This window comes from Planococcus sp. ISL-110, assembly GCF_018613575.1.
Classification (GTDB): Bacteria; Bacillota; Bacilli; order Bacillales_A; family Planococcaceae; genus Planococcus.
Window position 1 is genome coordinate 152,870 of record NZ_JAGGPX010000015.1, and the last position, 23,481, is coordinate 176,350.

The window sequence follows — 23,481 nt, forward strand, 5'->3', positions numbered from 1 at the left end:
AGAAAAGTCGGCTATGTTAATTCACAGTCGGCTTTTCGCTATGGAGAAATTTCCATCTTAGCCTGTCCACAGCGTATAATAAAAGCATCTGACAGATTTAAATAAAGTGAAATTAAAGAGGTGCTCATCATGATCATCATTATCGATAACCAGGATTCATTCACCTACAACCTGGTTCATTATTTTCAGCAGTTGGATTCTACAGTGCTGGTTTTTCAAAACGGGGAATTGACTGCAAAACAAATAGAAGATCTTATGCCGGAACTGATTGTCCTGTCGCCCGGCCCTGGACGTCCTGCTGCAGAAGGGGCGAGCAGGGATGTGCTGACGGAGCTGAGTGGGCAGATTCCCATACTCGGCGTTTGCCTGGGGCATCAAACCATCATTGAGCATTTCGGTGGACGGATCGTTAAAGGAAGCCAGCCGATGCACGGAAAGGTCTCCATGTTGACGCATAATGGGGATGGGCTGTTCAAAGAGATCCCTAACCCGACAGCTGTGACCCGCTATCATTCTTTGGTGGCGGAAGAACCACTGCCTGGCTGCCTGTCAGTAACCGCCCGTTCAGAAGATGGCGCGATTATGGCAGTCCGCCATCAGTATCTGCCGATTGAAGGCATGCAGTTTCATCCAGAATCGATATTGACTGCAGAGGGCTTCAATATGCTGAAGAACAGCTATCAATCAGCAAAGCAGTGGAAAGAAAATAATAAGGGAGGTGCCGGACGTGCAAAACCCTTACCTACTGTATGAGTTTCGGAATGAGGACGGAAGAATTGAACCGCTCCTGTTCAGCGAACCTTTACGTGTTCTTGAAACAAGCGTCCTTTCGGAAGTGCCAGAAATTATGGAGAAGGTGGAAAAGGCAGTTGGGGACGGATTTTACGCTGCGGGATACGTATCCTACGAAGCAGCGCCGGCTTTTCATCCGGAAATGCATGTACAGCCGGGAGGTGAAATGCCGCTTGTCTGGTTCGGTATTTTCAATGAGCCGAAAAAAAGCTTTTCCATTTCGGAAGAGCAGCCATACCGCGTTTCAGAATGGAAGATGGCAAGCTCTGTGGAACGGTACAAAGAAGGGATTCAGCAGATCAAACAAGCCATCGAAGAAGGCGATACCTATCAGGTGAATTACACCGAACGCCTTGTTGCCAAATTTGCGGGCAGCGACCTGGCGTTCTACCGTCAACTGGCGAGAAATCAGCAAGCCGACTATGGTGCGTATTTGAATCTTGGCAGGTACCGCGTCCTGTCGGCATCCCCTGAGTTGTTCTTTAAAGTCCACAAAGGCAAACTGACAGCCAAACCGATGAAAGGCACAGCACCCAGAGGACGTACAACGCAGGAAGACCGGACCCGGATTACAGAGCTGAGGGCTTCTGAAAAAGAACGGGCTGAAAACCTGATGATCGTTGATCTGCTTCGAAACGATATGAGCCGGTTAGCGGAGCGGGGTACAGTCAAAGCGGATCCGCTGTTTACAGTGGAAACCTATCCGACTGTTCATCAGCTGACATCGACCATTGGAGCGCAACTGGATGAAACAACGACCATCCTCGACTGGTTTCAGGCATTATTTCCATGCGGGTCGATTACTGGCGCTCCCAAAGTCAGCACTATGAAATACATAGCCGAACTGGAACAGACGCCGAGGGAAGTGTATTGCGGCGCTATCGGTTTTATAACCCCTGACAAAGATGCTATCTTCAATGTGCCGATCCGGACAGTCATCCTTGACCAGGAAAAAGGGACGGCGCGTTATGGAGTGGGAGGCGGCATCACCTGGGATTCGACTTCTGAAGGAGAATACCGAGAACTGCAGACAAAAGCAGAAGTACTGACAGCCAAGCGCCCGGTGTTCAGCCTGCTGGAATCCTTGAAGCTGGAGGATGGAAAATACCCTTTGCTGCGGTATCACATGGCACGCCTTCAAGATTCTGCCGTTTATTTTCATTTCCCGGGAAATATTCAGGAAGTTGAAGATGAATTAATGAAGCTGGCAAAAAAATACCCAGAAGGCACCTACAAGATTCGACTGTTGCTGGATGAAAAAGGCCAAGTGGAGTTGCAGGCCCAGAAAACGGTTCCCATCGAAGAACCGGTAAATTGCGCCATGGCGTTATCGGCAGTAGACAGCAGGAACCCATTCCTGTTCCATAAAACGACGCACCGTGAGGTATACGACCAGGCTAGCAACAAACTTCCGAGCGATATGTTTTCGGTTTTGTTATGGAATGAAAACCGACAGCTGACGGAATTCACCATCGGCAATGTGGTGGTTGAAAAGAACGGGCGATTCTTCACGCCTCCGGTTTCCTGCGGCTTGCTGGCAGGTACTTTCAGGCAACAGCTATTGGATCAAAAACTGATCGAAGAAAAAATCATCCATAAAGAAGCACTTCGGGACTGTGACGCTATTTGGCTGATCAACGGTGTGCGCGGCTGGCTTGCCGTCGAGCTGGAAAACCTGGAAACGCTGTTCTAATCGGCCAATATAATAGTTCTGAAAGCAGTAAAACCCAGCCGAAGAAGGAGCTCTCGGCTGGGTTTTTGATTTATTGTGATTGGATGGCCAGAGGGAATAAGAATAATCCCTCTGGCCAACCAACTTTCTCTTTATTCGAAATCGAGTTTATAATCAGCAGATTTGATCATTTTCAGCTTACGCGTAAAGATATACAGCAAAACGACATTCAAGAGGATCGGTAGAACTAGGAATGTGCTGAGCATGATGGCGATATTGCGGCCGTTCCAGCCGCCTTCCGCAAGGTTCATATAATTCAGCGGACCGACCAGGCCGGATAAACCGAATCCGGCACTGTAAGGAGTTCCCTGTATATTCAGGATGCCTGCCAAAGCACCCAGCACAGCGGCGGTGATCAGCATGGGTATAGCGATTTGCGGCTTCATCAAGAAGTTCTTCATCTGAATTTTGGGAGAACCCAGTACATGAGCAAGTGCCGTCCCCATTGAATTGGCTTTATAGCTGGAAATAGCCAGGCCGACACCGGCTGCAACGATCCCAAGGTTGGCAGCTCCGGCACCGATGCCTGAAAGCATGATGACCGTGGCGACACCTACTGTCGACACCGGCAGCAGGATGATGATACAGAAAATCATTGCAATCAAAGCACCCATCAGCACCGGCTGCAAAGAGGTGATATGCGCAACCGCTATGCCGATTATGCCGGTCGAGTGTTTCATGAATGGCAGCAGCAGGTAACCAATCATGCCGGGAATCAGAATGCTCAAAGTAGGCATCAGTAGAATGGCATATGCCTTCAATTTATCACCAAGAAACTGGACAAACAAGACAGTCAATGCCGCGGTGATCCCGATATTGATGACAATGCCGATGCCGTTTAATGTCATGACGCCTTCAGTGGTTTTTTGGACCACACCGCTGCCGACCATCGAGGCAATCCCGACACTGGCTGTTTGGATGGAGGTCAATTTAAAAGAAATTCCGACCATGACCCCGATCATTACAGGCAATAAGCTCATAGTGAAGACTGTGATGTCAAAAAGATGCTGCAGGGGCGGAAAATGAGGGATCAATAACTTTAAGATCTCCCCGAGTAATGCATTCGGAATCAGGGCGACTACAATGCCGATGCTCATGCCATTCAACAATTTACCAAAAAACTCTTTCATCTCTGCAGCTCCCATCTATATCAATCGAAATATGTTACTACTATAATAAAAACTTTGATAAAAATCAATAAAAAGTTTAGTCAATTAACGCGTTGGTGTGCGAAAGTAATTGAATATTGGAGTATATTCGGTGTGGAGACTAATAATGATAATGGATGAAGAGAAGGACATTTAGCGTATAATAATGGTATGAAAGTTCATAAGGAGGATTTGTTATTTCATTCGATAAAGAAAAGCAGATTTTGGATGAGTTAATGGAGAAAATTGCCTCTAAGCAATTTACAGCCGGTGAAAAATTGCCTTCAGAAAACGAACTGGCGGACCGTTATGGAGAAACGCGGATGACCGTGCACGCGGCGTTGACTAAGCTGGAAGAACGAGGTTACCTTTTTACAAAGCAAGGCAAAGGTCGGTTTTTAAAAGATGAGTCCAAACAAATCCAACTGCATTTAACCGGTAAGGTCAGCTTTACTGAAAAAATGGAGCAGGCAGGCTATGATTTGGAAACACGTCTCATTGGCTGTGAAAAAGTTGGATACGAGGAAAAGATCTACAGCATATTGGGGTGTGATCAGGAGGACAATGTCTATAAGGTTTCGCGAATCCGCTTTATCGACGGACAACCGATTGCCATACATAATTCCTATGTAAGCGAGAAAATGTTTCCTAAAATAGCAACAGAAGGACTCGGAATCAGTTCAATGTTTGCTTATTACCGTAAGTATGGGCATACCCAATTTGCCGGCAGCAAAACGCTGTTAAGCATTACCTTTCCGACGTCAGCAGAACAACAACTTCTAGACTGTAAAAGCATGGTGCCGCTCCTGGTGGTGGAAAATGACTGCATTGATGCAGCGGCTGGCAAGGTGCTGGAGTACACGGAAATCCTGTACCGCAGCGATAGATTTAAATACGATATCACAATGGATTAAGAAAACAGGCAAAGGAGAAATCATCCTTTGCCTGTTTTAGGCTGTCGAGAAACTTCTAACAAGCCGTGGTTTTCCGAAGCTTACCGCTCGCTCGCGTCCAAGCCTCCTAGTTCGCTTTGCTCCCTGCGGGGTCTCGGCCGTCTCGCTTTCCCGCAGGAGTCGAACGGACGCTTCTCCAAACCACTTAGTAAACTCTATCTTCCTTGAATGAAGTGGGTGGGGGACTTCTACAGAAGCGATAGAGGCCGTGCCCGTGGAACGCGTCCGCCTGAAGCGAAATGAAAGCGTGAAGACTTTTTCAACAAGCTGAAACAGGCAAAGGAGAAATCATCCTTTGCCTGTTTTTTTAATGCCTTAATTGTGAAGGGTCTTTACATAAGTTTTCCGAAAGCTTTATACACAGCCACTTGGCGACAAGTTACGATGAATTTACAGACGAGGAGGCAGTGAGTATGAAAAGACGCAATAGAACTGAAAAGGAGACGGACGTTTGGCAAAAGGAACTGGCAGCCAGCATCGCGGAGAAATACGAATGCCGTGAAAACTGTTTTATGGATACTGATTTTTGCCATCTCAGCTGGATTAGGCAGTGAGGCAGCAGTGCTTGGCATGCTGTTCCACTCGATCGCTTATCTAGTCAAAGCCTTTTCAGAAGCGTTTGAAGAAGTGGATCAAGGAATCATTGAAGCCTTGCGTGCGACGGGAGCGAACTGGTGGCACATCGTTGTGCACGCGGTTCTCCCATCAACTTTCACCTACCTTTTGTCCTGGACCTTCCTGCGTTTCGAAATTAATTTTGCCGTGGCTGTCGCCATGGGGGCGGCTGCAGGAGCAGGTGGAATCGGCTTTGAATTATTTATGGCTTCCGGATTCTATTTCGATTTGCGTGAAGTGGGAATGATCACTTACATGATTTTGGTTTTTGCCATCATCCTGGAAATCCTGTCGACTAAAATGAAGGAGCGGTATTTCCCAACGCCTGCTAAATCTACAAACTAAAGACTTGCGTACCCTTTGGAAGTTGTAATAATCAGACTACTGAGGTTTAATAGAGGGTGAGAGTATTTTCCAATACTAGGAGGCGGAATAAATGAATTTAACAGGCAAAGTGGCAATCGTGACCGGCGGGGCGTCCGGCATCGGCTTGGCAACAGCAAAAGCGTTTCTTGAAAAAGGGGCGAAAGTAGTCATTGCGGATTACAATGAAGAAGGCGGCAAGCAGGCGGAACAGCAGCTGAATCAGGGAGACACCGATGTGGCTTTCGTTTACGTCGATGTAGCGAGCGAAGCATCAGTTGAACAATTGGTTTCCGCAACAGTCGAGCGTTACGGAAAAGTTGACATCATGGTCAATAACGCAGGTATCGGTGTACTCGGTGTCACCCATGAATTGACATATGAAGATTATCATAAAATCATTTCCATTAACCAGGATGGCGTCTTTTTCGGTGCTAAACACGCCATCAAGAACATGCTGGTAAATGGGGATGGCGGGGTCATCGTCAATACATCCTCGATTTTGGGATCTGTCGGCGAGGGTGGTGCTTTTGCTTATAATGCAACTAAAGGTGCTGTAAATCTGATGACCAAGTCCTTGGCTTTGCAGTACGCTGAGCATGGAATTCGTGTCAATGCAGTGGCGCCTGGCTATGTCGAATCCGGTATGGTCAGCAGAGAAGCCCTGGGCGACTTTTATGACGCATTGGTGAGCAAGCACCCTGTCGGCAGACTGGGGCAGCCGGAAGAAATTGCGCATGCCATCGTCTTCCTCGTTGAAAATGAATTTGTGACCGGCAGTACATTGATGATTGACGGCGGCTATACCGCTCAGTAAGTAAGATGCGACAAGGAGCTGCTGCCTGCAGCTTTTTTTATTGGAAAGTTTTACTTCCGCTCATTAGGGAATTTTCAAATAAGGCCACATTATGGCAATGAAGAACGGCATTAAAATGAGCAATGCCGAATCAAAAGGGGGGAGCTGCATGAAGAAGCTGGGAATGATCGGCGGTACAGGACCAGAATCCACTGTCGACTACTACCGATCCATTATCAACGAATTCCAGAAACGGACAGCAAGCCAAGAAAGCCTGCCGGAATTGCTGATCTATAGCATCAACATGTACAAAATATTCGACTTGCTCCAGAGCGGGCAGGAAGAAGAGCTGGCTGAATATTTGGCGGCCGCTGTACTGAGCCTGGAAAGAGCAGGGGCAGACTTCGCAGTCATTTCCGCCAATACACCGCATATCGTCTTTGAAAAGATTCAGCAGAAAGTGAACATACCAATGATCAGCATTGTCGAAGCGACATACCGCAAGGCCCGGAATCTGGAGCTCCAAAAAATCGGCTTGCTGGGAACCCAGTTCACCATGGAAAACGATTTTTTCAAAAAGCCATTCACCGGAAATGGACAAGAGATTTTTGTGCCAAACAAGGATGAACAACTATTTCTTCACGAGAAAATCGTTGAGGAGCTGGAACAGGGAATTGTTAAAGAAAAAACGAAAAAAGCGTTCCTGGCTATCGCTGAACGGATGATCGAGCAACATCAGATCGAAGGCCTTATCCTCGGCTGTACTGAATTTCCGATGATCTTCAAACCTGAAGACCTGGACATTCCACAATTGAACACTGTGGAGATCCATGTGGATGAGATTTTGAAAATGATTTTGGAAGACTGATCATAGGAGTCGGTATATGCCATTCAAATCGAATATAGAGGCTGTCGCATACACCAGGTGTGACTGTGGACAGCCAATTTAAGCTGCGTGATAACCGTCCTCATCAAGAGACGGTTATTTTTTATTGTTCCAAGTCTTTTTCAGTAAATCCGGTGAAAATCTGATGGATGGAAAACAAGAGCTGGATAAAGTATGATAAAAGCAAAAGCCTCGCCTTTTGAGAGGGTGTTATCAAGTGATGATCGCAATTTAGTTGTCGGTGTGTCAGAAAAACAGCTGTAAAGCCTGGCAGTTGGAGAGTTGTTGTTATGTCAGGAGCCATCAAGCGCTCCCGCAAAACCCAGCTGTCTTCATGCCCGGTTTGCTTCCTTATATACGCAACCAAAAAACATAAGGAGTGGGCTCATATGATCCATGTAAAAGAAACAGACCAGAACAGTGGCAGCGCAGCGGAAAATCCGAAAGCTTTTATCCGGAACGACCAATACAATTTCATCAAGGACCAGACAAAAATTCTGGTTGCAGGCCAGGCCAGCACCAATGATATGGAAGTATTGAATGTCCTGAGGCATCTCGCGCACGAGAAAGTCTATAAGCTATTTCCCACACTCACTGAGGAACAGAAAAAACTTCTCAATCCATTGGTACAGGTGAAGGAACTTGGTGATGCGGAAGCATTCCTTGGACAGCTCCAGCCCTACATCATTCCATTTAAAGCAGTCACTGACCAAGGATTAAAGAAATTATTCCCAAAAGCAAAAAAAATGAAAGGCCCGAAGCTGGAAAATATCAATTTCAACAGAACCTCCTATTTGGCTTGGACAGAAAGTTCCAGTCTGATGTATTTGGTGGCTGATGAAAACAATCGGCTTATCGGTGTTCAAGGGAGCTTTACACGCAGCGAAAAGCAGGGCATCTGCACCATCTGCAATCGCCACAGCAAAGTCGGCATGTTCATCGCCAAGACGAAAAGCTCGGGGCAGGATCAATTTATCAAGCGCGGCAATTACATTTGCCAAGATTCTGCTGCCTGCAACGACAACGTCAATACCCTGAATCGCTTGAATGAATTTATCGGCCAGTTCCAGAAATAAACAAGCATGAAAGCAACCGTTTCCAGAAGTCGTTCCAATGGCTTATGGAGCGGTTTTTTTGTCGGAAAAATGGTAGTATATAATAAAAAAATTTTCGCCCTAAAATTGATTTTTTTCTGAGAAAAATAAAATCCGGGCACTGTCTTATTCCAGACGGCCGCTTGAAAATCTCGAAGAGCATAAGCGGATTCTTGAAGCCATTAAATCGGAGGATGGAGAGTTTGCAGAAAGCACAGCAACAATGTTCGGCAAGCGTGGATGCATACGATGCAAAAGGTAGAGAAGTGGAATGTGATTATGGTGACGAAAACATTCTAAAGACAAGCTTGGAAAAAATTCCAGAAAGGATTCAAATGTATGGCAAGAAGAGTCTCTTTAACTGGATGGGTGTGGCCAATGGCGCTTCACAGCATCCTTCTGTAGACAGGGTGCTGGCATTAAAAGAAGATATCCAATCGGCTGAATAAGTTGCAATTTTTGGCCGGTCGGAAAAAGTGGATCTTTTATGGGGCAGCCTGATCAACGGCATGTCTTCACATATCTTTGATTATGATGAGATCCACCTAGACACCATCCATCACCCAAGTGGAGCTGCTATCCATCCCGGCGGATGCTTTCAGCCGGTTGCACTGTCTTCGCCATGCGTCGCTTTTTTGCTCCATATCCTATTATTTAGTAGTTCAAGACTATTTAGAAGAAAGAGCAGAAGGCGGCGATTGTTTTAAGCAAGTGAGTGGCGATATCATTTCGGCCAGAACTCCGGGAACCTTGGTGGGCTGCCGGCTTGACGACTTTGAACAACTCGAGAATCCAGTGGAAGAACTGAAAGGGCAGGAGCAGTAAGCGGCCTATCCGCAAAAAAGACCGCTGTAGTCCAAAATGAAATTGGAGCACAGCGGTCTTTCACGTGGAGCAAAGTAAATCTCTTAAAAGGCATATTGGAATAAAGCATAATAGAGAGGGCTAAGAAAAACCAACATCAACACACCGGAAATAATGGTCATGGATAGAGTGCCAGCTTCTGGTTCTTCCGCCGTGACATGCGACTTGATAAAGAAGAAAAACAACAAGTCCCATAAGATCACAGCCGCAAAGATCACTTGCCAAACAAACGGCGTGAAGATCTGGTAATGGGTGACAAACCCAAAAAGGCCTACCCAGGCAATAACCGTGAATGCCAGATCAATCAGGAAAATGGCGCTCCGATAGCCGCCATGAATGAAGAAGCCAATCGTGGACGTAGCTAGAAATGCCGCGTATATGTACCAAAAAATTTGTATCATGAACTTATTCCTTCTTTCATAGATATCTTCTTCATTATAAGAGAAGGCGGTTGGAAATAAAATTCTTTCGCTCGCGATTTTTCGGACTGTAAGGGCAAGATTGAGGATGCATCTCCCAGTTCACGGTTATAAAATGGAGAAAACAAAAAAAGCGGAAAGCTGAAGATTGTGCAGTTCTTGGATATAATGGAGCAAAGAACACTCAATAAAGCGGAAGGAGACCGAGTCATGGAGAAAATGTGTTTTTCCTTTGAAGAGATGTGGGAAAAAGTCATGGCCTGCGACCGGAAGTATGATGGCCTCTTCTACACAGCGGTCAAAACAACCAAAATTTACTGCCGTCCATCTTGCCGGTCCCGAAAACCGAAGAAAAGCAATGTCGAGTTCTATTCGACCATGGCCGAAGCCGAAGCGAAAGGATTTCGGGCATGCAAAAGATGCCAGCCTGAAACGGAATATTCGCCCGATGAAGAACTTGCCCGTAACGTGATGGATTACCTGTCGGCCAATTACCGGGAAAGCATCAGCCTGCAGGACATAGCCGACCATATTGGCATGAGTCCATCTTACCTCGAACGCGTATTCAAGCAGGAAACGTCCGAAACTCCGCGTTCCTGTTTGGAGAGGATTCGTATCGACAAAGCAGCACATCTCTTGAAGCAGAGCAACTTATCCAATCTTGACGTATGTTTTGAAACGGGATTTCAAAGCCCCTCCAATTTCTATAAAATCTTTCGCAAGCTTAAGGCCCACTCCCCGCATGAATTCCGGAAGCTGAACGAGCCGGTTTCGTCATGAAGAAGGGGGATGATGAGCTATATATGGATATTAAAACGCCAGCTGATTTCAATTTCGCACAATGTCTTATTCACCTCGGCCGGTCTTCTCAGGAAAATCTGTATCAGCTTAAAGATGGAGCTTTGACCAAAGTGCTGAAACTTAACGGGCAGCTTGTGCTGTTTCATGTAAGTCCCGCAGGTGGCACTTTGCGCCTAGAGTTCCCGCTCGGTGCTCCGCCTGAAACAGAAAGAAAAATGGCCGCTGTCCATGTGGAAGAATGGTTTGATCTGAAAACGGATTTGAAGGGATTTTATGCGATGGCGGAAACGGATCCGGTGCTGAGTAAGGTGGTCCAACAATACCACGGGTTACGGGTCATCGGCGTTCCGGATTTGTTTGAAGCACTTGTATGGGCGGTCATGGGCCAGCAAATCAATCTGGCGTTCGCTTATACCTTGAAGAAAAGGTTTGTCGAGAATTACGGGGAATCGCTCATTTACGAAGGCGAGCACTATTGGGCGTTTCCAAGTCCTGAGACCATCGCCGAACTGACCGTTGCTGACTTAAAGGCGCTGCAGCTGACTGGGAGGAAAGCGGAGTACATTCTGGGCATTGCTGCGGCAATGGCTAAAGGCGATCTGCAAAAAGAACAGCTGCTCCAAGAAACGGACATGGAGCGTTCTTTACTGGAGATTCGGGGGATTGGCGCATGGTCGGCCAATTATGTCATGATGAAATGCCTGAACAGCCAATCGGCCTTTCCGCTGGCGGACGTCGGCCTGCACAATGCATTAAAGGCCCAATTAGAAATGGAACGGAAACCGACAGCCGAAGAAATCACTGAGCTGGCGAAAAATTGGGAAGGGTGGCAGGCATATGCCACATTCTATCTATGGAGGTCTTTATTATGAATGAATTGCATCATGCAGAATTCCAATCCCCAATCGGCATCGTAGAAATCGTCGGAACGGACGAAGCAATCATTTCCATCCTGTTCAGCGAAAAAAACAGAGTCGATTACCCAATCAGTCCGGACAGCCCGCAGGTAATTGTAGATTGCCAACAGCAGCTGGAAGAATACTTTAAAGGACAGCGCATGGAATTCGATTTTCCTGTCACATCTACAGGCACTCCATTCCAGCAGAAGGTATGGGCTGCATTAACCGAGGTTCCATATGCCGAAACCGTCTCATACGGGGCAATTGCCAAAGCAATCGGCAGCGACAAAGCCGTAAGGGCGGTGGGGAATGCCAACAGCAAAAACAAGCTGACCATTGTCGTGCCTTGCCACCGGATCATTGGATCCACCGGCAAACTGACAGGCTACGCCGGTACGCTGACCCGGAAAGAATGGCTGCTCCGCCATGAAAAAGAGTTTGCTAAAACACCCAAACCCTAAACTAAGCAATAATAAAACCCCAGCTGATTTTGATTAGCTGGGGTTTTGTGATATTCATGTTTATTGTGCTTCGGCTTTTTCGGATTCGTTCAAATCAACATCCACCGAAGTGACGAAATAGCGCTTCGTGTCATCCGTTTCGAGTTCAACTTTCTTTCTGTCAAACAGCGAGACGGTTTCGATTTTCTCTATTTCGCCTGTCTCAATATCTTTTTCATAAATGCGGTAGCCGATAATGGCATCGTCACGCACCGCATGCCAAGAGATGTTGAAAGCAGTAGCCGCCACGTTTGCAGGTGGCTCTGGCTGCGTTTCACTGACACTTGAATCGGACACCAATTCCGCTGTCACGACTAACCGTTCTTCATGTGAGCCAATATCGCGGTTAAAATCACCGGTGCAAGTGATCAAGTTGATCATCCGCTTATCAGAGTTGCCGAAGATTTCTTCAATCGGCGCTCTATCGGTTTCATAGCTGGTCAAGTTTTTCACTTCGAACACCATCTCGCGTCCATCGGCATCCGTCAAAATAACGGTTTCCCCGACCTTTACATCTTTCAATTCATAAAAGACCGCCGGACCCGTCAAGCTGTCGACATGTCCAGCCAACACGGCATGGCCTTTGGCACCGGCCTTAAAGCCGGGCTCAAACCAGCCCACCTGATCCACATCTTCCGGCACACCCATTTCGCCGTTATCCAAAATGCCAGTCGGTTCGATGGCCGCTTTGACCCCGATGGAAGGAACTTCAATCTGGGAAGGTTCCATGCCTTTTATGCTTTCCTGGCGTTCGCGCTGCAGCATTTGCAGTTTTTCCCGCTGTTCCGGAAGGATGGGAAACTCTGCAATCTTATCAACATAGTTGCCGGACACCTCTTCCTCATCTGCCGCTTGTTCGGTTTGTTCAGCCTCTACGAGGGGGGCGACTCCTCTTTCAGCCGTTGGACTGGCAGCCAAAGGCTCCAAAATGATAAACAAAGCGAGACATAAAATGATTGCCGTTCCCATAGTGACAAGTTGCTTCATCTGCATTCCCTCTTTTCCTATCAGGAACAGAGAGAGCCACTGGCCCTCCCTGAACTGTTATTGCTGGTTTTTGGTTTGGCGGTACGTGATTGTTCCAGCTGCCAATAAGATCATCGTGCTCAATGTGATCCAAAGAATCATGGTATTCGACTGGCCAGCAGTGCCGCCAAGTCCTGTTGCCGGCATTTTTTCAGGTGCCGTATTTTTAAAGCTCTCAGGGAATTGATCAACGATTGCGCCGCTCAAGCCTTTGCCGATATCAAACATGATCGCATAGCCTGTACGGTACGTTTCATACGATGCTGCATAATCGCCTGCTACGTATTGTTGGAATGTATCTACAACTGAGGTTTCATGTGCTTGTACGCCTGCAATGGTTTCATCTAGAGGCATACGGTCTTCCGTCGCGCTGTTGAGGAACGTTCCAAGGTCCGTTGCGAACGTGCTCGTCAAGGTGTTTGTTGCTTCTTCTACAGCGGACTGATCGTCAGCTGCTGCAGCGGAAGATAAATCGCTTTGAACGGAAATATGTTCATTGTTCCATAGTTTTACAAATTGCTTGCTTGCTTCTTCACCGTAGACAGAAGCGAGGGCTGCACGGAATTCTTCTGTGTTTTGGTCTTGTGCCCAATCGGCAAAATCAAAGTCTTCAGAACCATTATATCCTTTTGTCATGCTCAGTTGCGCCAAAGCGAAATGCTCAGCTGCAATGCGGTTTACCGTCGAACGGAAATCACCGGCTGGTGTGTTCGGATCAGAAAACTGATCTGGGAATTGAACGGAAATCGCTCCACTGATGGCACTTCCGGCTTCAAAGATTTGCGTAAAGCCTTCCAGATAAGAAGTGTAAGCGGCTTCGTATTCACCGGCTACATACAGGTCGAATGTGTCTTGTACATAATCCTCATGCTGGCGAAGTGCTGCAGTCGCGCCGTCTTCTGGAAGATTGCCTTCTGTTGCAGTGCCAAGAAATGCGCCCATGTCGTCAACAAATGATTGGATTTCGACTAACGCTTCTTCTTGCATGGCTTCGTCGCCGTCTTTAACTGCAGCGGCGTAATCGTCCGTGCCCATATTGTGCATATCGAAGATTTCGACAAAAGCAGCTCCGCCTTCTTCACCGTAAACGGAGGCGATGACCGGCTCCATGTCAGCAGCGTTGGCATCGAGTGCCGCTACTGCAGCTTCTGCGGCTTTATCGCCATCATAGACTTTCATCATGGAATCTACGGCCAGTGCATAATGCTCCGACAATAAGGAATCCAATGTTGCGCGTAGTTCCACGCCTGTCGTTTCAGTTGGTGAATTCTCATTTGCTAATGCAGTTGTGCCCATTCCAGGAATCAGTAACGCAGCTCCGAGTACGGGTGCTAAGACTTTTTTCCATTTCATATAAAACCACTCCTCATTTTAAAGTTTCTTACATACACAACGGAGCGGTTCAGGAATTAGATCACATTTTCGCAAAAAAATAAAAAAGAAGTTGTACACGGAGTCAGCTAATCAATAAATATAGCGTCAATATGGAAATGAAAGAGCGGTTGTCGTCCGTGAACGGGCTTTGCTCACGGACAGAGGCAGTTTGCCGCGGCAAACTGTTTCCATTCTGTTCTTGTAGGTGGGAAATTAGGCTTGGCCGGTAAATGGGTGCGTTTGGACAGTATCCCGGTTGATTTGGACAGTATTTGGCGTGGAATGGACTGTATTTTGTTCAACTTGGACTGTATATCCATTTAACTGGAAACGAGCATGCCGAAAAAACCTAGAAAAGCTGGAATTGGAGCCGATTTCTCTCCTACTCAGCCTAAACCTGCCGATTACAGGAATACAATCTGAGTAAAAATGAAAAAAACCGCCCGAGTGGCGGTTTTTTAAATCATTTGGCGTGAACATTTTCGAAAGCATCAAATTTTGAACATCTTCTGAAGTTTCTTATTTAACGCCAGAGCTTCTTAGAAAGCTTAATAGTTCATTGTTGAAACGCTCGGGTTCATCTGCATGGATGCCGTGTCCACTGTTTTTAAAAGGAACAAGGACCGAATTGGGTATTTGTTTTTCCAGCTCTTCGCCCAATTCATAAGCGCAAATCCCATCTTTTTTTCCGTGGAAAATGGCTGTCGGGACTGTGATGCCCGCCAATTCGCCGCGCAGGTCTTCATCTCTCAAGGCAATTGCAGAGTTGATGGTCGAATGGGCACCGGCTTCAAGGCCGAGCATCTGGAACCAATGCAGGAATTCCGGTGACTTTTTCTGCTCAAAGAACATGTCTGCGAATTGAGCAAGAAAAGCCGGGCGATCTTCTTTAAGCTGCTTGATGATGCCATCCACTTCTTCCGGCTTGAGGTTATGTTTGAAATCATCACGTTGCGTGAACAATGGTGCAGCAGCACCCATCAGCAGTAATTTGTCTACGCCTTGTTCGCCGAACTTCGACAAGTAGCGTATTGCGATCGGACCGCCCATGGAAAATCCGGCAAGGACGAAATTATCAAGTTTCAAATGATCAACGACGGCTTTGACATCGCTGGCTGCCGTATCGTAATCATAGCCTGACCATGGCTTATCCGATTTTCCATAGCCTCTGAGATCGATGCCGATAAACCGGAAATTTTGCTGCGCGAGGATACTGACCTGCGATTCAAACGATTTGCTGTTCAACGGCCAGCCATGAATAAATACTACGGGCTGCCCCGAACCAATATCTTCTGCATAAACTTTCACGCCGTCTTCCACTTCAATGTAATGTCCCAAAACTTCTCCTCCTCCAATTTAAAAACTGTATTGGAGATAAGGTTCCCGTTACTGTTACTAAGTAAACTGTCATGAATCAAAGACTTGTTTTTATTTTCACTTACGGCTAAAAAGGAGCACCGCATCGCGAAGATGGAATGCTCCTTTTTACAGAAATAAAAAATTCGAATTACTGCATCAAATTCGGAGCCACAGGACCATGGACGGCTAATATTTATAGAAGGAAGATGTTCACAATCAACAGGAACAGTAATGGTTTTTCTGTCAGGGAAGTTATCCATACGGGGGCGGATGATCATCTCATCAACGATATGTCCTGCCGTTTTCAGCACCGACATTTTGCCGGTTTTTCACTATATGGAGGAGAGGCGAGCCCGCCGGCGGGTATTTAATAGTTTCTGTTCTGAATAAATGGAATTTTCCGAAAGACTGATAATGTATTTTCAAGTAGAATAGGCGTTGTAGAGTATTCAAGAAAGGGAGAGAGTATATGTTCAAAGAGCGATTTTTTCAAGAACTAAAAGAGCTGGCGGCATTGCCCGGCAGTCCGGGAAGAGAACACCAGGTGGTCAAACGGCTGGCAGAATTGCTGGAACCGCTGGCAGCTGTGGAGATTGATCATATGGGCAATATTTATGCCGTTCTGGAAGGCAACAAACCTGGCCCGACGGTTTTGGTATCTGCGCATTCGGATGAAATAGGCTGCATGGTCAGCGCCATCGACAGCAAAGGGTTCCTGCGGATAGAGCGAACCGGCGGCATGATGGATGCATTGCTGGTCGGACGCAAAGTGGACGTGAATGGCCATTTTGGCGTCATCGGCGTGAAAGCTGGCCATCTTCAGACCGCCAGCGAAAAAACCACAGTTTTGCCGATTAGCGACATGTACGTCGATGTCGGGGCTCGCTCCATAAAAAAAGTCTTGAAAATGGGCATTCAAATCGGCGACTCGATCACCTATATCAGTGATTTGGACAGGTTTACCAATAGTGACTTGATTTGCGGCAAGGCGATCGATAACCGGAGCTGCTGTGTCATGCTTGTGGAATTATTCAAAGCCTTTCAGGATAAGGATTTCAGCGGAACCCTGGTCGGTGTGATTACCGTACAAGAAGAGGTGGGCCTTCGCGGTGCACAAATCGCTGGCTATAAGATTGATCCCGACTACGCCATCATCCTTGACACCATTGCGTGCACAGATACCCCGGACGGCAATGCGTATCCAATCTCCATTGGCAGGGGGCCGGTGTTGCCCTTATTTTCCGGCGGAGGTGCACAAGGCAATTTGATGGCTCCGCAGATGAAAGACCTCATTATTAAATATGCGGAGAGATACGATGTACCGATCCAGTTGTCGGTCATGCCCAATGGGACGACAGACTTATCGGCGATCCATCTTGTGAAAGAAGGCATTTTAGGGGCGGCCATCACATTCCCGCGCCGCTATTCCCATTCACCGATTGAAATGGCGGATTTGAAGGATTTTGAAGCAGGCTTTAACTTGCTTAAAGAAATGCTGAGCGACAGTTCGGAGTGGGGCGATATGAAATTTGTCTGAACCCGGCCCATGTTTTCATAAAGTATGAAAAATACCGGAGCCAATGAAAATGGCTCCGGTTTTTCTATGGTGTTATGGAGTGCTGGAAACATTTTGCGGTGCGCGGAGAAGTCTGGATGACTTTTCCTTGTACCGTGTGCAAGATGCCGGGGTATCTAATCAATAAATGAAAGTACGATATGGAAATCCAAGAGTGATTGTCGTCCGTGAGCGGGTTTTGCTCACGGACAAAGGCAGTTTGCCCTGGCAAACTGTTTCCATTTTTTCTTGCGAACTGAGTTTGGTTGGTAAGTAGGGTTGTTTGGACAGTATTCAGGTAGTTTTGGACAGTATTTGGCGCAGAACGGACTGTATTTTGCCCGTTTTGGAATGTATATCCAAATAGCTGGAAATTAATACTCCGATTTTAAGGTGATTCCCCCAAAATCCGCATTGAACACTAAATTCCAGCAAAATAAACCCTTTATTCAAATGAAAAAAACCGCCCGAGGGCGGTTTTTGGTTATTTAGCGCGAACGTCTTCAAAAGCGTCAAGCTTTTGGACATCTTCTGGAGAGATGGTGAAATCCAGTTGGCTGTTTTCGATAATGCGTTCTTTATTCGTTGATTTCGGGAGCGGCAATGTGCCGTGTTCCAGGCAATAACGGATGCACAATTGAGCAGGCGTTACATCATATTTAGCAGCCATCGCTTTGATTTCAGGGCTGTTCAAGATTTGGCCGGTTGCCAGTGGTGAGTAAGCTTCCACGACAATGTCATGCTGTTTGCAAAACTGCAGCAGGCTCGCCTGATCGCGGCCAATATAAAACGGGATCTGGTTGGCCATCGGTACGATGTCGCAGTTATCCAGAAGTGCCTGGATATCCTTTTCCGAGAAGTTGGAGACGCCGATTGCGCGGATCTTTCCTTCTTTATAAAGCTTTTCCATCGCTTTCCACGATTCAATATTGCCCTCGGTACAGTCCTTGCCTATGTCGTCCCATGGCCACGGCGCATGAATCAAATAAAGATCCAGCACATCGACGCCAAGGTTCGAGATCGTTTCCTCAAAAGCTTCCAATGTCACATCATAGCCTTTGATTTGGGCCGGGAGCTTGCTGGTGATGAAAATGTTTTCCCTGGAAATATTGAAATCATGGATCGCTTTGCCGACGTTTTCCTCGTTCTGATAGGCCAAAGCCGTATCGATATGCGTATAGCCGCTTTCCAAAGCAGTCGTCACTGCCGCGTATGCTTCTTCGTTCGGAATCTGCCAAGTGCCAAATCCGATATGGGGAATTTGGACCCCATTGTGGAACGTGAAAAACTTGTCGTTTGCCATAGAAAAATTTCCTCCCCTTTGCTTATCGTTCTTTTTGATTGTACGACTTTTCTGGAGACAGGGTCCAGAATTTAGGATGCTCTAAGCCGCAAAAGATTCGAAATACGAAACTTTCCGCGGCTAGCGCCGTAAATATAAAACAGGTAAATAAAAGGAGGTGGCTGACTTTGTGGCCGACTATAGCAACTTTACTGGTGCTTCTTATTTTAGGGCTCTCCATCAATAAAATCATCGTAAAAACGAAAAAAACGCCTATCACGGATCCAAAAAGCCTGGTGACTTCGATCTGCTTTCTGCTGATCGGCGTGATCAATTTAGCGGGCTATTGGTTTGGTTTTCTTGGAATCGCCTCTATGGCGCTAACGGTAGCCTTGCTGATCACCGGCGCTTATTTTACCCGCTACCTGCCAGCAGATAACACAAGACAATCTTAGTGAATGGAGTGGAATTTTATGCCCAGCTGTGAAAATTGCGGCCGAAAATGGCAGTGGAAGGCCATTGTCCTGAAAACCCTAAAACTCACGAACAAAGTAAACTGTCCGTACTGCGGAAAACCGCAATACATCATACCGAAGTCCAGAAAAAAAACAGCCGTCTTCAGCTTTCTGCCAGCATTTCTTATTATTTCTTCCGGGAGGATTTTTGATTTGGGTGTGCTGGGGGTTATTTTACTTGCCGCCATCTTGCTGATTGGGACTCTGAGCCTTTATCCATTCTTTATGAAGCTGTCCAGCGAAGATAAAACATTCCAGCCTTAAACTAAATTTGCATTTATACAGAGAAGGGCAGGGAAAGGCCGCGGGGACCGTATTTCAAAAATATGGGAAAAAGTCCGTTTTGCCTATCCAATCGAAGGTAAGTTATAATTATCTAAATTAAATAATAATTAATTTAAACGAGGAGGCAATTATGGAATATATTCATCTGGGAAATTCTGGCTTACGTGTTCCGAAGTACATACTCGGGACTGTCCCTTTCAGCGGAACAAACGGTTTTGAAGCAGCGGGCAATATCGACGAAAATCTGGCACGCCGGATGGTGGATCTGTCATTGGAGGCAGGCATCAATATGTTCGATACCGCCAATCTGTATTCGAAAGGGGATGCGGAACGGGTTTTGGGTGCGGCCATCAAAGGGCGGCGCGGCGAATTATTGCTGACGTCGAAAACAGGCTTCCATATGGAAGATAACCCTAACGCTAGAGGAGCTTCACGAAGCAATATCCTGACATCCATCGACCAGTCGCTCCAGCGCCTCGGCACCGACTATCTCGACGTCTACTTTGTCCACTTGTGGGATGGGCAGACGCCGGTCGAGGAAACGGTGGAAACGATGACCAGCCTCGTGAAATCCGGCAAGATACGCCATTGGGGCGTGTCGAACTACAGCGGCTGGTCACTTGCCAGAACGTTTACGGTCGCGGAACAATCCGGCTCGATCCCGCCAATCACCCAGCAGATCTACTACACCCCAGAAGCGCGAGAAGCAGAATACGAATTGCTTCCCGCCGGCAGCGAGCTTGGCATCGGATCGATGATCTGGAGTCCGCTCGGCGAAGGGCTGCTGAACGGCAAAATCGGCCGCAACAAACAGGCACCACCGAACACACGCCAAGGCGCCGGATGGCCAGAGCCGTGGGTGCAGGACCAGGAGAGGCTGTATCAGGTCATTGACGCCTTGGAAAGGGTTGCCGGCAACCACGGCGCCTCTGTGCCGCAGATTGCGTATGCGTGGGTCCGTGACCGTCCGAACGTCGGGCCGATCGTCATCGCGGCCCGCAACGAAGAGCAGCTGATAGAAAACATCGCCTCTTTCGAAATCAAACTGACGCAGGACGAGCATGACCAGATCGAATCCGCCGCCCGCCCAGTACCGATCTATCCAAACTGGCACCGCGCCATGAACTCGTTTGACATGAGCAGTTCGTCTGAGAAGACGTATTTGGAAGGGTATAAAAAGTCGATGGGGATCGATGAATAAACAGTGGACCATACAAGAAAACGTGCCGGTACAAAAGTTTTAAACAAGATTCGGACAAAACAATCACATAAAGCGAGGCACGTACATCTGCGAGGACGCGAATGTCTGCAACAGAAACGTGAACTCATTGGAGCGGTGCATATTCTCTAGTAGGACAAAACTTCTTATGGTTTTGAAGACGGGCAACAGAAAGGGTATCTTCTGCACCCAAAAAGCAGCTTGCTTTCCTGCCGGGATAGAAGCTGGAATCGCTGGCCTCAACCTATCGCAGAAAAATAGATAGCGAAGAGTATGGTATACTTTAAAAAACTTTAAGAAAAATAATTGGCCAAGGGCAAAAACTGAAGAGCCCTTTTTTACTGATTTAAACAGCAAAGCTTGCAAACTTAAAAACGGCCTATAGTCGGAAAAGTTGATGCCCATACTGCAGCACTCAAATTCTTGAGGCTCGCGGAATGAGGATTAGGCAACTTAAGAATGCGACATGAGGCCGCGTTCTTAGGTCGCTTTTTTTTTTCGGCGTTTGTGCTTTTCTTAGCTTAAAGCTTTCGAATGGAGCTTGATTTCAGTCATTATTCACTGGCCATAGAAAGGAGGTGTTTCAATGGAAAATTGGGCCCGGTTTCTTGAGGTGAACGCATCTCGCATTTTAGAATTGACAATTGACCACGCCGTGCTAGTTTCATTGGCAATTATCGTTGCACTATTGATCGGCATTCCGCTCGGCATTTACTTGACCACGAACCAATACCTTGCAGATACAGTTCTTCAAATCGCTTCCATTACATTGACGATTCCGAGCATTGCACTTTTTGGAGTGATGATTCCAATCTTTTCTCTTATCAACCAGGGAATTGGATTTGTGCCGGCGTTTGTTGCGTTGGTGCTGTATTCGCAGCTGCCGATTATCCGCAATACGTATACGGGCATAAAAAATGTCAATCCGGAAATGCGTGATGCAGCGATCGGCATGGGCATGAAAACGCATCAACGTTTGTTGCGTGTCGAAATCCCGAATGCCTTGCCGGTCATTATGGCGGGTGTCCGTACCGCAGTTGTCATGAATATCGGAATAGCGGTCATCGCTGCGTATATTGGTGCAGGTGGCCTTGGAGTCCTCATTACACAAGGCATCAGCAGAAACGACAATTACTTGATCATCAGCGGTTCCATCGCTGTGGCAGTATTGGCGATCATTGCGGATTCGATTCTTTTATTGATTCAAAAGCGTTTTACGAAAAAAGTGTTAGCGAATTAATTGCAGAGAGGTGAGTCTATGATTTCATTTAAAAATGTAACAAAAAAGTACGGAGAAGAAATAACAGCGATCGACGATGTTGATTTCACTGTAGAAGAAGGGAAAATTGTCGTATTGCTTGGCCCTTCAGGCTGCGGAAAAACAACGCTGTTGCGAATGGTCAACCGGCTGGAGTCTATTTCAGAAGGCGAAATCATTATTAACGGTGAAAACTCCAAAGACTTGGATCCTATTGAGTTGAGAAGAAAGATCGGCTATGTCATTCAAAGCAACGGGCTGTTCCCGAACATGACGATCGAAGAAAACGTCATGCTGGTACCGGACCTTTTGGGTTGGAGCAAAAAAGACAAGCGCGAACGCTTCAAGTATTTGATGAAGCTCAGCGGTTTGGATGCAGAAGATTACGGAAAGCGCTTTCCGCATGAATTGTCGGGCGGCCAACAGCAGCGTATCGGCGTAGTGCGTGCACTTGCGGCCGATCCGCCGGTTATGCTAATGGATGAACCGTTCGGTGCGCTTGACCCGATCATCCGTGAAAAGATCCAGGATGAGTTTTTGCAGATTCAGCGCGAAGTGAAGAAAACAATCCTCTTTGTCAGCCACGATATTGATGAAGCAATCAAAATGGCGGATAAAATCGTACTTTTGCGTGATGGAAAAGTCATGCAATTTGATACGCCTTCAGAAATGCTGGCGCATCCGAAAAACGAGTTTGTTTCTCAGTTTTTCGGCAAAGACCGAGCCATTAAAAGCTTGAGCTTGCACACCGTTGAAAACTTACGGGAAATCATCGGGCTGGGTCCGGTTGATGAAACCATCCAAGATACGAAAACCATCAATGTTCATCAGGATTTGCGCAATACATTGTCCATGCTGATGAATCAGGAAGCTGATCAAGTGATTGTAAAAGACGATCACGGTGAAAACATCGGAACGATTACAATCGATCTTGTCCAAAAGTACCTGCATTTCGAAATAAAAGGGAAGATATCCGCCTCCCAGGAAGGGTGATCCTGTGAATCGTAAAAAGTTGATAGGCAATGTTGTAAGATACTCGCTTTACGCACTGGTCGCCGCATTTTTTATCTGGGCGATCGCCAATAATTATTTTGACTACATGTTCACGCAATCAGAAACATTTTTGGTGTTGTTAAGACAGCATGTTGTACTTGTGCTGGTTTCTTCGCTGCTCGCTATTTTAATCGCGGTGCCGGCCGGAATCCTCATTACCCGGCCGAAATTTAAAAGAGCGGAATGGATTGTTTCCAATATCGCGAACTTGGGGCAAACCATCCCGAGTCTTGCAGTTCTCGCATTAATGATCAGTATTTTAGGTATTGGTTTTCAAACCGCTGTTTTTGCTTTATTCATTTATTCGATTCTGCCAATCTTCAGAAACACGGTGGCCGGCATTGAATCCATCGACAAGAACATGATCGATGCAGCAAAAGGGATGGGCATGAAGCCACACCAGATTTTATTTCGCATCGAACTTCCCAATTCCGCTTACTCGATTCTTGCGGGCATCCGGACGGCTGTCGTATTGAATATTGGGACAGCAGCTCTTGCCTATGTGGTCGGGGCAGGTGGGCTTGGTGTTTGGATATTCACCGGGATCAACTTGTTTGATAACGGCTTCCTGATTTCCGGGGCCATACCTGTAACGTTATTGGCGATTCTGGCTGATTATATCCTGCGTAAAGTGGAATATGCCGTTGTGCCAAAAGGATCAAGGCGTATTGAGAAAGCTTAACGAAGAGAATA

General features: G+C 46.8%; 23 protein-coding genes and 1 pseudogene. 18 read left to right on the top strand and 6 right to left on the bottom strand.

What is annotated here, in order from left to right; all coding sequences use genetic code 11:
- Positions 1–129 precede the first annotated feature (129 nt).
- A complete protein-coding gene (locus tag J7I83_RS10820) occupies positions 130–753 on the top strand; it encodes an anthranilate synthase component II (protein ID WP_215100706.1) in 624 nt (207 codons plus the stop codon).
- Complete coding sequence (gene pabB / locus J7I83_RS10825) at positions 728–2,485, top strand: aminodeoxychorismate synthase component I (protein ID WP_215100707.1); 1,758 nt, start codon at positions 728–730, stop codon at positions 2,483–2,485. The genes J7I83_RS10820 and pabB overlap by 26 nt, the downstream gene beginning before the upstream one ends.
- A gap of 131 nt (positions 2,486–2,616) precedes the next feature.
- Here pabB and J7I83_RS10830 read toward each other — a convergent pair whose 3' ends face one another.
- Positions 2,617–3,654, bottom strand: a complete 1,038-nt coding sequence (locus tag J7I83_RS10830) for a PTS sugar transporter subunit IIC (RefSeq protein ID WP_215100708.1) — start codon at positions 3,652–3,654, stop codon at positions 2,617–2,619.
- A gap of 242 nt (positions 3,655–3,896) precedes the next feature.
- Between J7I83_RS10830 and J7I83_RS10835 the strand changes: the two genes are divergently transcribed.
- From J7I83_RS10835 to J7I83_RS10860, 6 genes and pseudogenes are all read left to right on the top strand, one after another.
- Positions 3,897–4,586 (top strand): GntR family transcriptional regulator, encoded by a 690-nt coding sequence (locus J7I83_RS10835; RefSeq protein ID WP_215100709.1) that lies wholly within the window; start codon positions 3,897–3,899, stop codon positions 4,584–4,586.
- A gap of 534 nt (positions 4,587–5,120) precedes the next feature.
- Positions 5,121–5,585: pseudogene (locus J7I83_RS10840) on the top strand (ABC transporter permease subunit); the annotation flags it as partial.
- A 91-nt stretch (positions 5,586–5,676) separates the two neighbouring features.
- On the top strand, positions 5,677–6,420 hold the full coding sequence (locus J7I83_RS10845) for an SDR family NAD(P)-dependent oxidoreductase (protein ID WP_215100710.1): 744 nt from the start codon (positions 5,677–5,679) through the stop codon (positions 6,418–6,420).
- Positions 6,421–6,568: 148 nt separating this feature from the next.
- Entirely contained in the window at positions 6,569–7,267 is a 699-nt protein-coding gene (locus J7I83_RS10850; RefSeq protein WP_215100711.1) for an aspartate/glutamate racemase family protein, read from the top strand.
- 407 nt (positions 7,268–7,674) lie between these two features.
- Positions 7,675–8,361, top strand: coding sequence for a FusB/FusC family EF-G-binding protein (locus tag J7I83_RS10855; RefSeq protein ID WP_215100712.1), 687 nt, complete (start codon positions 7,675–7,677; stop codon positions 8,359–8,361).
- Between the two features lie 221 nt (positions 8,362–8,582).
- Entirely contained in the window at positions 8,583–8,828 is a 246-nt protein-coding gene (locus tag J7I83_RS10860; RefSeq protein ID WP_215100713.1) for a hypothetical protein, read from the top strand.
- A 459-nt stretch (positions 8,829–9,287) separates the two neighbouring features.
- Here J7I83_RS10860 and J7I83_RS10865 read toward each other — a convergent pair whose 3' ends face one another.
- Positions 9,288–9,644, bottom strand: coding sequence for a hypothetical protein (locus tag J7I83_RS10865; protein ID WP_215100714.1), 357 nt, complete (start codon positions 9,642–9,644; stop codon positions 9,288–9,290).
- Positions 9,645–9,872: 228 nt separating this feature from the next.
- Here J7I83_RS10865 and J7I83_RS10870 point away from each other — a divergent pair, with 228 nt between their 5' ends.
- Genes J7I83_RS10870 through J7I83_RS10880 form a run of 3 tightly spaced genes read left to right on the top strand, consistent with a single transcriptional unit; the run spans position 9,873 to position 11,823 of the window.
- Positions 9,873–10,442: a bifunctional transcriptional activator/DNA repair enzyme AdaA gene (locus J7I83_RS10870; protein ID WP_215100715.1), complete on the top strand. Its 570-nt coding sequence runs from the start codon at positions 9,873–9,875 to the stop codon at positions 10,440–10,442.
- 23 nt (positions 10,443–10,465) lie between these two features.
- Positions 10,466–11,335: a DNA-3-methyladenine glycosylase family protein gene (locus J7I83_RS10875; RefSeq protein WP_251047591.1), complete on the top strand. Its 870-nt coding sequence runs from the start codon at positions 10,466–10,468 to the stop codon at positions 11,333–11,335.
- On the top strand, positions 11,332–11,823 hold the full coding sequence (locus J7I83_RS10880; RefSeq protein ID WP_215100717.1) for a methylated-DNA--[protein]-cysteine S-methyltransferase: 492 nt from the start codon (positions 11,332–11,334) through the stop codon (positions 11,821–11,823). The genes J7I83_RS10875 and J7I83_RS10880 overlap by 4 nt, the downstream gene beginning before the upstream one ends.
- Before the next feature lie 60 nt (positions 11,824–11,883).
- Here the strand turns inward: J7I83_RS10880 and J7I83_RS10885 are convergent, their stop codons facing one another.
- The 3 genes from J7I83_RS10885 to J7I83_RS10895 all read right to left on the bottom strand — a co-directional run bounded on the left by J7I83_RS10885 (position 11,884) and on the right by J7I83_RS10895 (position 15,600).
- Complete coding sequence (locus J7I83_RS10885) at positions 11,884–12,849, bottom strand: class F sortase (RefSeq protein WP_215100718.1); 966 nt, start codon at positions 12,847–12,849, stop codon at positions 11,884–11,886.
- 57 nt (positions 12,850–12,906) lie between these two features.
- Positions 12,907–14,241: a hypothetical protein gene (locus tag J7I83_RS10890; protein WP_215100719.1), complete on the bottom strand. Its 1,335-nt coding sequence runs from the start codon at positions 14,239–14,241 to the stop codon at positions 12,907–12,909.
- A gap of 540 nt (positions 14,242–14,781) precedes the next feature.
- A complete protein-coding gene (locus J7I83_RS10895; RefSeq protein WP_215100720.1) occupies positions 14,782–15,600 on the bottom strand; it encodes an alpha/beta fold hydrolase in 819 nt (272 codons plus the stop codon).
- A gap of 490 nt (positions 15,601–16,090) precedes the next feature.
- Here J7I83_RS10895 and J7I83_RS10900 point away from each other — a divergent pair, with 490 nt between their 5' ends.
- On the top strand, positions 16,091–17,158 hold the full coding sequence (locus tag J7I83_RS10900) for a M42 family metallopeptidase (protein ID WP_215100721.1): 1,068 nt from the start codon (positions 16,091–16,093) through the stop codon (positions 17,156–17,158).
- Between the two features lie 502 nt (positions 17,159–17,660).
- Here J7I83_RS10900 and J7I83_RS10905 read toward each other — a convergent pair.
- Complete coding sequence (locus J7I83_RS10905; RefSeq protein ID WP_215100722.1) at positions 17,661–18,479, bottom strand: aldo/keto reductase; 819 nt, start codon at positions 18,477–18,479, stop codon at positions 17,661–17,663.
- Between the two features lie 167 nt (positions 18,480–18,646).
- On the opposite strand from J7I83_RS10905, the gene J7I83_RS10910 reads away from it, so the two are divergent.
- The 6 genes from J7I83_RS10910 to J7I83_RS10935 all read left to right on the top strand — a co-directional run bounded on the left by J7I83_RS10910 (position 18,647) and on the right by J7I83_RS10935 (position 23,470).
- Positions 18,647–18,913, top strand: a complete 267-nt coding sequence (locus J7I83_RS10910; RefSeq protein ID WP_215100723.1) for a hypothetical protein — start codon at positions 18,647–18,649, stop codon at positions 18,911–18,913.
- Between the two features lie 18 nt (positions 18,914–18,931).
- Positions 18,932–19,237 carry a TIGR04104 family putative zinc finger protein gene (locus J7I83_RS10915; protein ID WP_215100724.1) on the top strand — a complete coding sequence of 102 codons (306 nt, stop codon included), beginning with the start codon at positions 18,932–18,934 and terminating at the stop codon, positions 19,235–19,237.
- Positions 19,238–19,388: 151 nt separating this feature from the next.
- Positions 19,389–20,459 (top strand): aldo/keto reductase, encoded by a 1,071-nt coding sequence (locus J7I83_RS10920; protein WP_215100725.1) that lies wholly within the window; start codon positions 19,389–19,391, stop codon positions 20,457–20,459.
- A 604-nt stretch (positions 20,460–21,063) separates the two neighbouring features.
- Positions 21,064–21,717 (top strand): ABC transporter permease, encoded by a 654-nt coding sequence (locus tag J7I83_RS10925; RefSeq protein ID WP_215100726.1) that lies wholly within the window; start codon positions 21,064–21,066, stop codon positions 21,715–21,717.
- An 18-nt stretch (positions 21,718–21,735) separates the two neighbouring features.
- A complete protein-coding gene (locus J7I83_RS10930) occupies positions 21,736–22,728 on the top strand; it encodes an ABC transporter ATP-binding protein (RefSeq protein ID WP_215100727.1) in 993 nt (330 codons plus the stop codon).
- 4 nt (positions 22,729–22,732) lie between these two features.
- The gene (locus J7I83_RS10935) at positions 22,733–23,470 is read left to right on the top strand and encodes an ABC transporter permease (protein ID WP_215100728.1); all 738 of its coding nucleotides are present in this window, start codon (positions 22,733–22,735) and stop codon (positions 23,468–23,470) included.
- Positions 23,471–23,481: the final 11 nt, after the last annotated feature.

Coding starts and splice junctions, on each gene's coding strand:
- J7I83_RS10820 (WP_215100706.1), top strand. CDS start 130: ATGATCATCATTATCGATAACCAGGATTCATTCACCTACAACCTGGTT.
- J7I83_RS10830 (WP_215100708.1), bottom strand. CDS start 3,654: ATGAAAGAGTTTTTTGGTAAATTGTTGAATGGCATGAGCATCGGCATT.
- J7I83_RS10845 (WP_215100710.1), top strand. CDS start 5,677: ATGAATTTAACAGGCAAAGTGGCAATCGTGACCGGCGGGGCGTCCGGC.
- J7I83_RS10850 (WP_215100711.1), top strand. CDS start 6,569: ATGAAGAAGCTGGGAATGATCGGCGGTACAGGACCAGAATCCACTGTC.
- J7I83_RS10855 (WP_215100712.1), top strand. CDS start 7,675: ATGATCCATGTAAAAGAAACAGACCAGAACAGTGGCAGCGCAGCGGAA.
- J7I83_RS10865 (WP_215100714.1), bottom strand. CDS start 9,644: ATGATACAAATTTTTTGGTACATATACGCGGCATTTCTAGCTACGTCC.
- J7I83_RS10870 (WP_215100715.1), top strand. CDS start 9,873: ATGGAGAAAATGTGTTTTTCCTTTGAAGAGATGTGGGAAAAAGTCATG.
- J7I83_RS10875 (WP_251047591.1), top strand. CDS start 10,466: ATGGATATTAAAACGCCAGCTGATTTCAATTTCGCACAATGTCTTATT.
- J7I83_RS10880 (WP_215100717.1), top strand. CDS start 11,332: ATGAATGAATTGCATCATGCAGAATTCCAATCCCCAATCGGCATCGTA.
- J7I83_RS10885 (WP_215100718.1), bottom strand. CDS start 12,849: ATGAAGCAACTTGTCACTATGGGAACGGCAATCATTTTATGTCTCGCT.
- J7I83_RS10890 (WP_215100719.1), bottom strand. CDS start 14,241: ATGAAATGGAAAAAAGTCTTAGCACCCGTACTCGGAGCTGCGTTACTG.
- J7I83_RS10900 (WP_215100721.1), top strand. CDS start 16,091: ATGTTCAAAGAGCGATTTTTTCAAGAACTAAAAGAGCTGGCGGCATTG.
- J7I83_RS10905 (WP_215100722.1), bottom strand. CDS start 18,479: ATGGCAAACGACAAGTTTTTCACGTTCCACAATGGGGTCCAAATTCCC.
- J7I83_RS10915 (WP_215100724.1), top strand. CDS start 18,932: ATGCCCAGCTGTGAAAATTGCGGCCGAAAATGGCAGTGGAAGGCCATT.
- J7I83_RS10920 (WP_215100725.1), top strand. CDS start 19,389: ATGGAATATATTCATCTGGGAAATTCTGGCTTACGTGTTCCGAAGTAC.
- J7I83_RS10925 (WP_215100726.1), top strand. CDS start 21,064: ATGGAAAATTGGGCCCGGTTTCTTGAGGTGAACGCATCTCGCATTTTA.
- J7I83_RS10930 (WP_215100727.1), top strand. CDS start 21,736: ATGATTTCATTTAAAAATGTAACAAAAAAGTACGGAGAAGAAATAACA.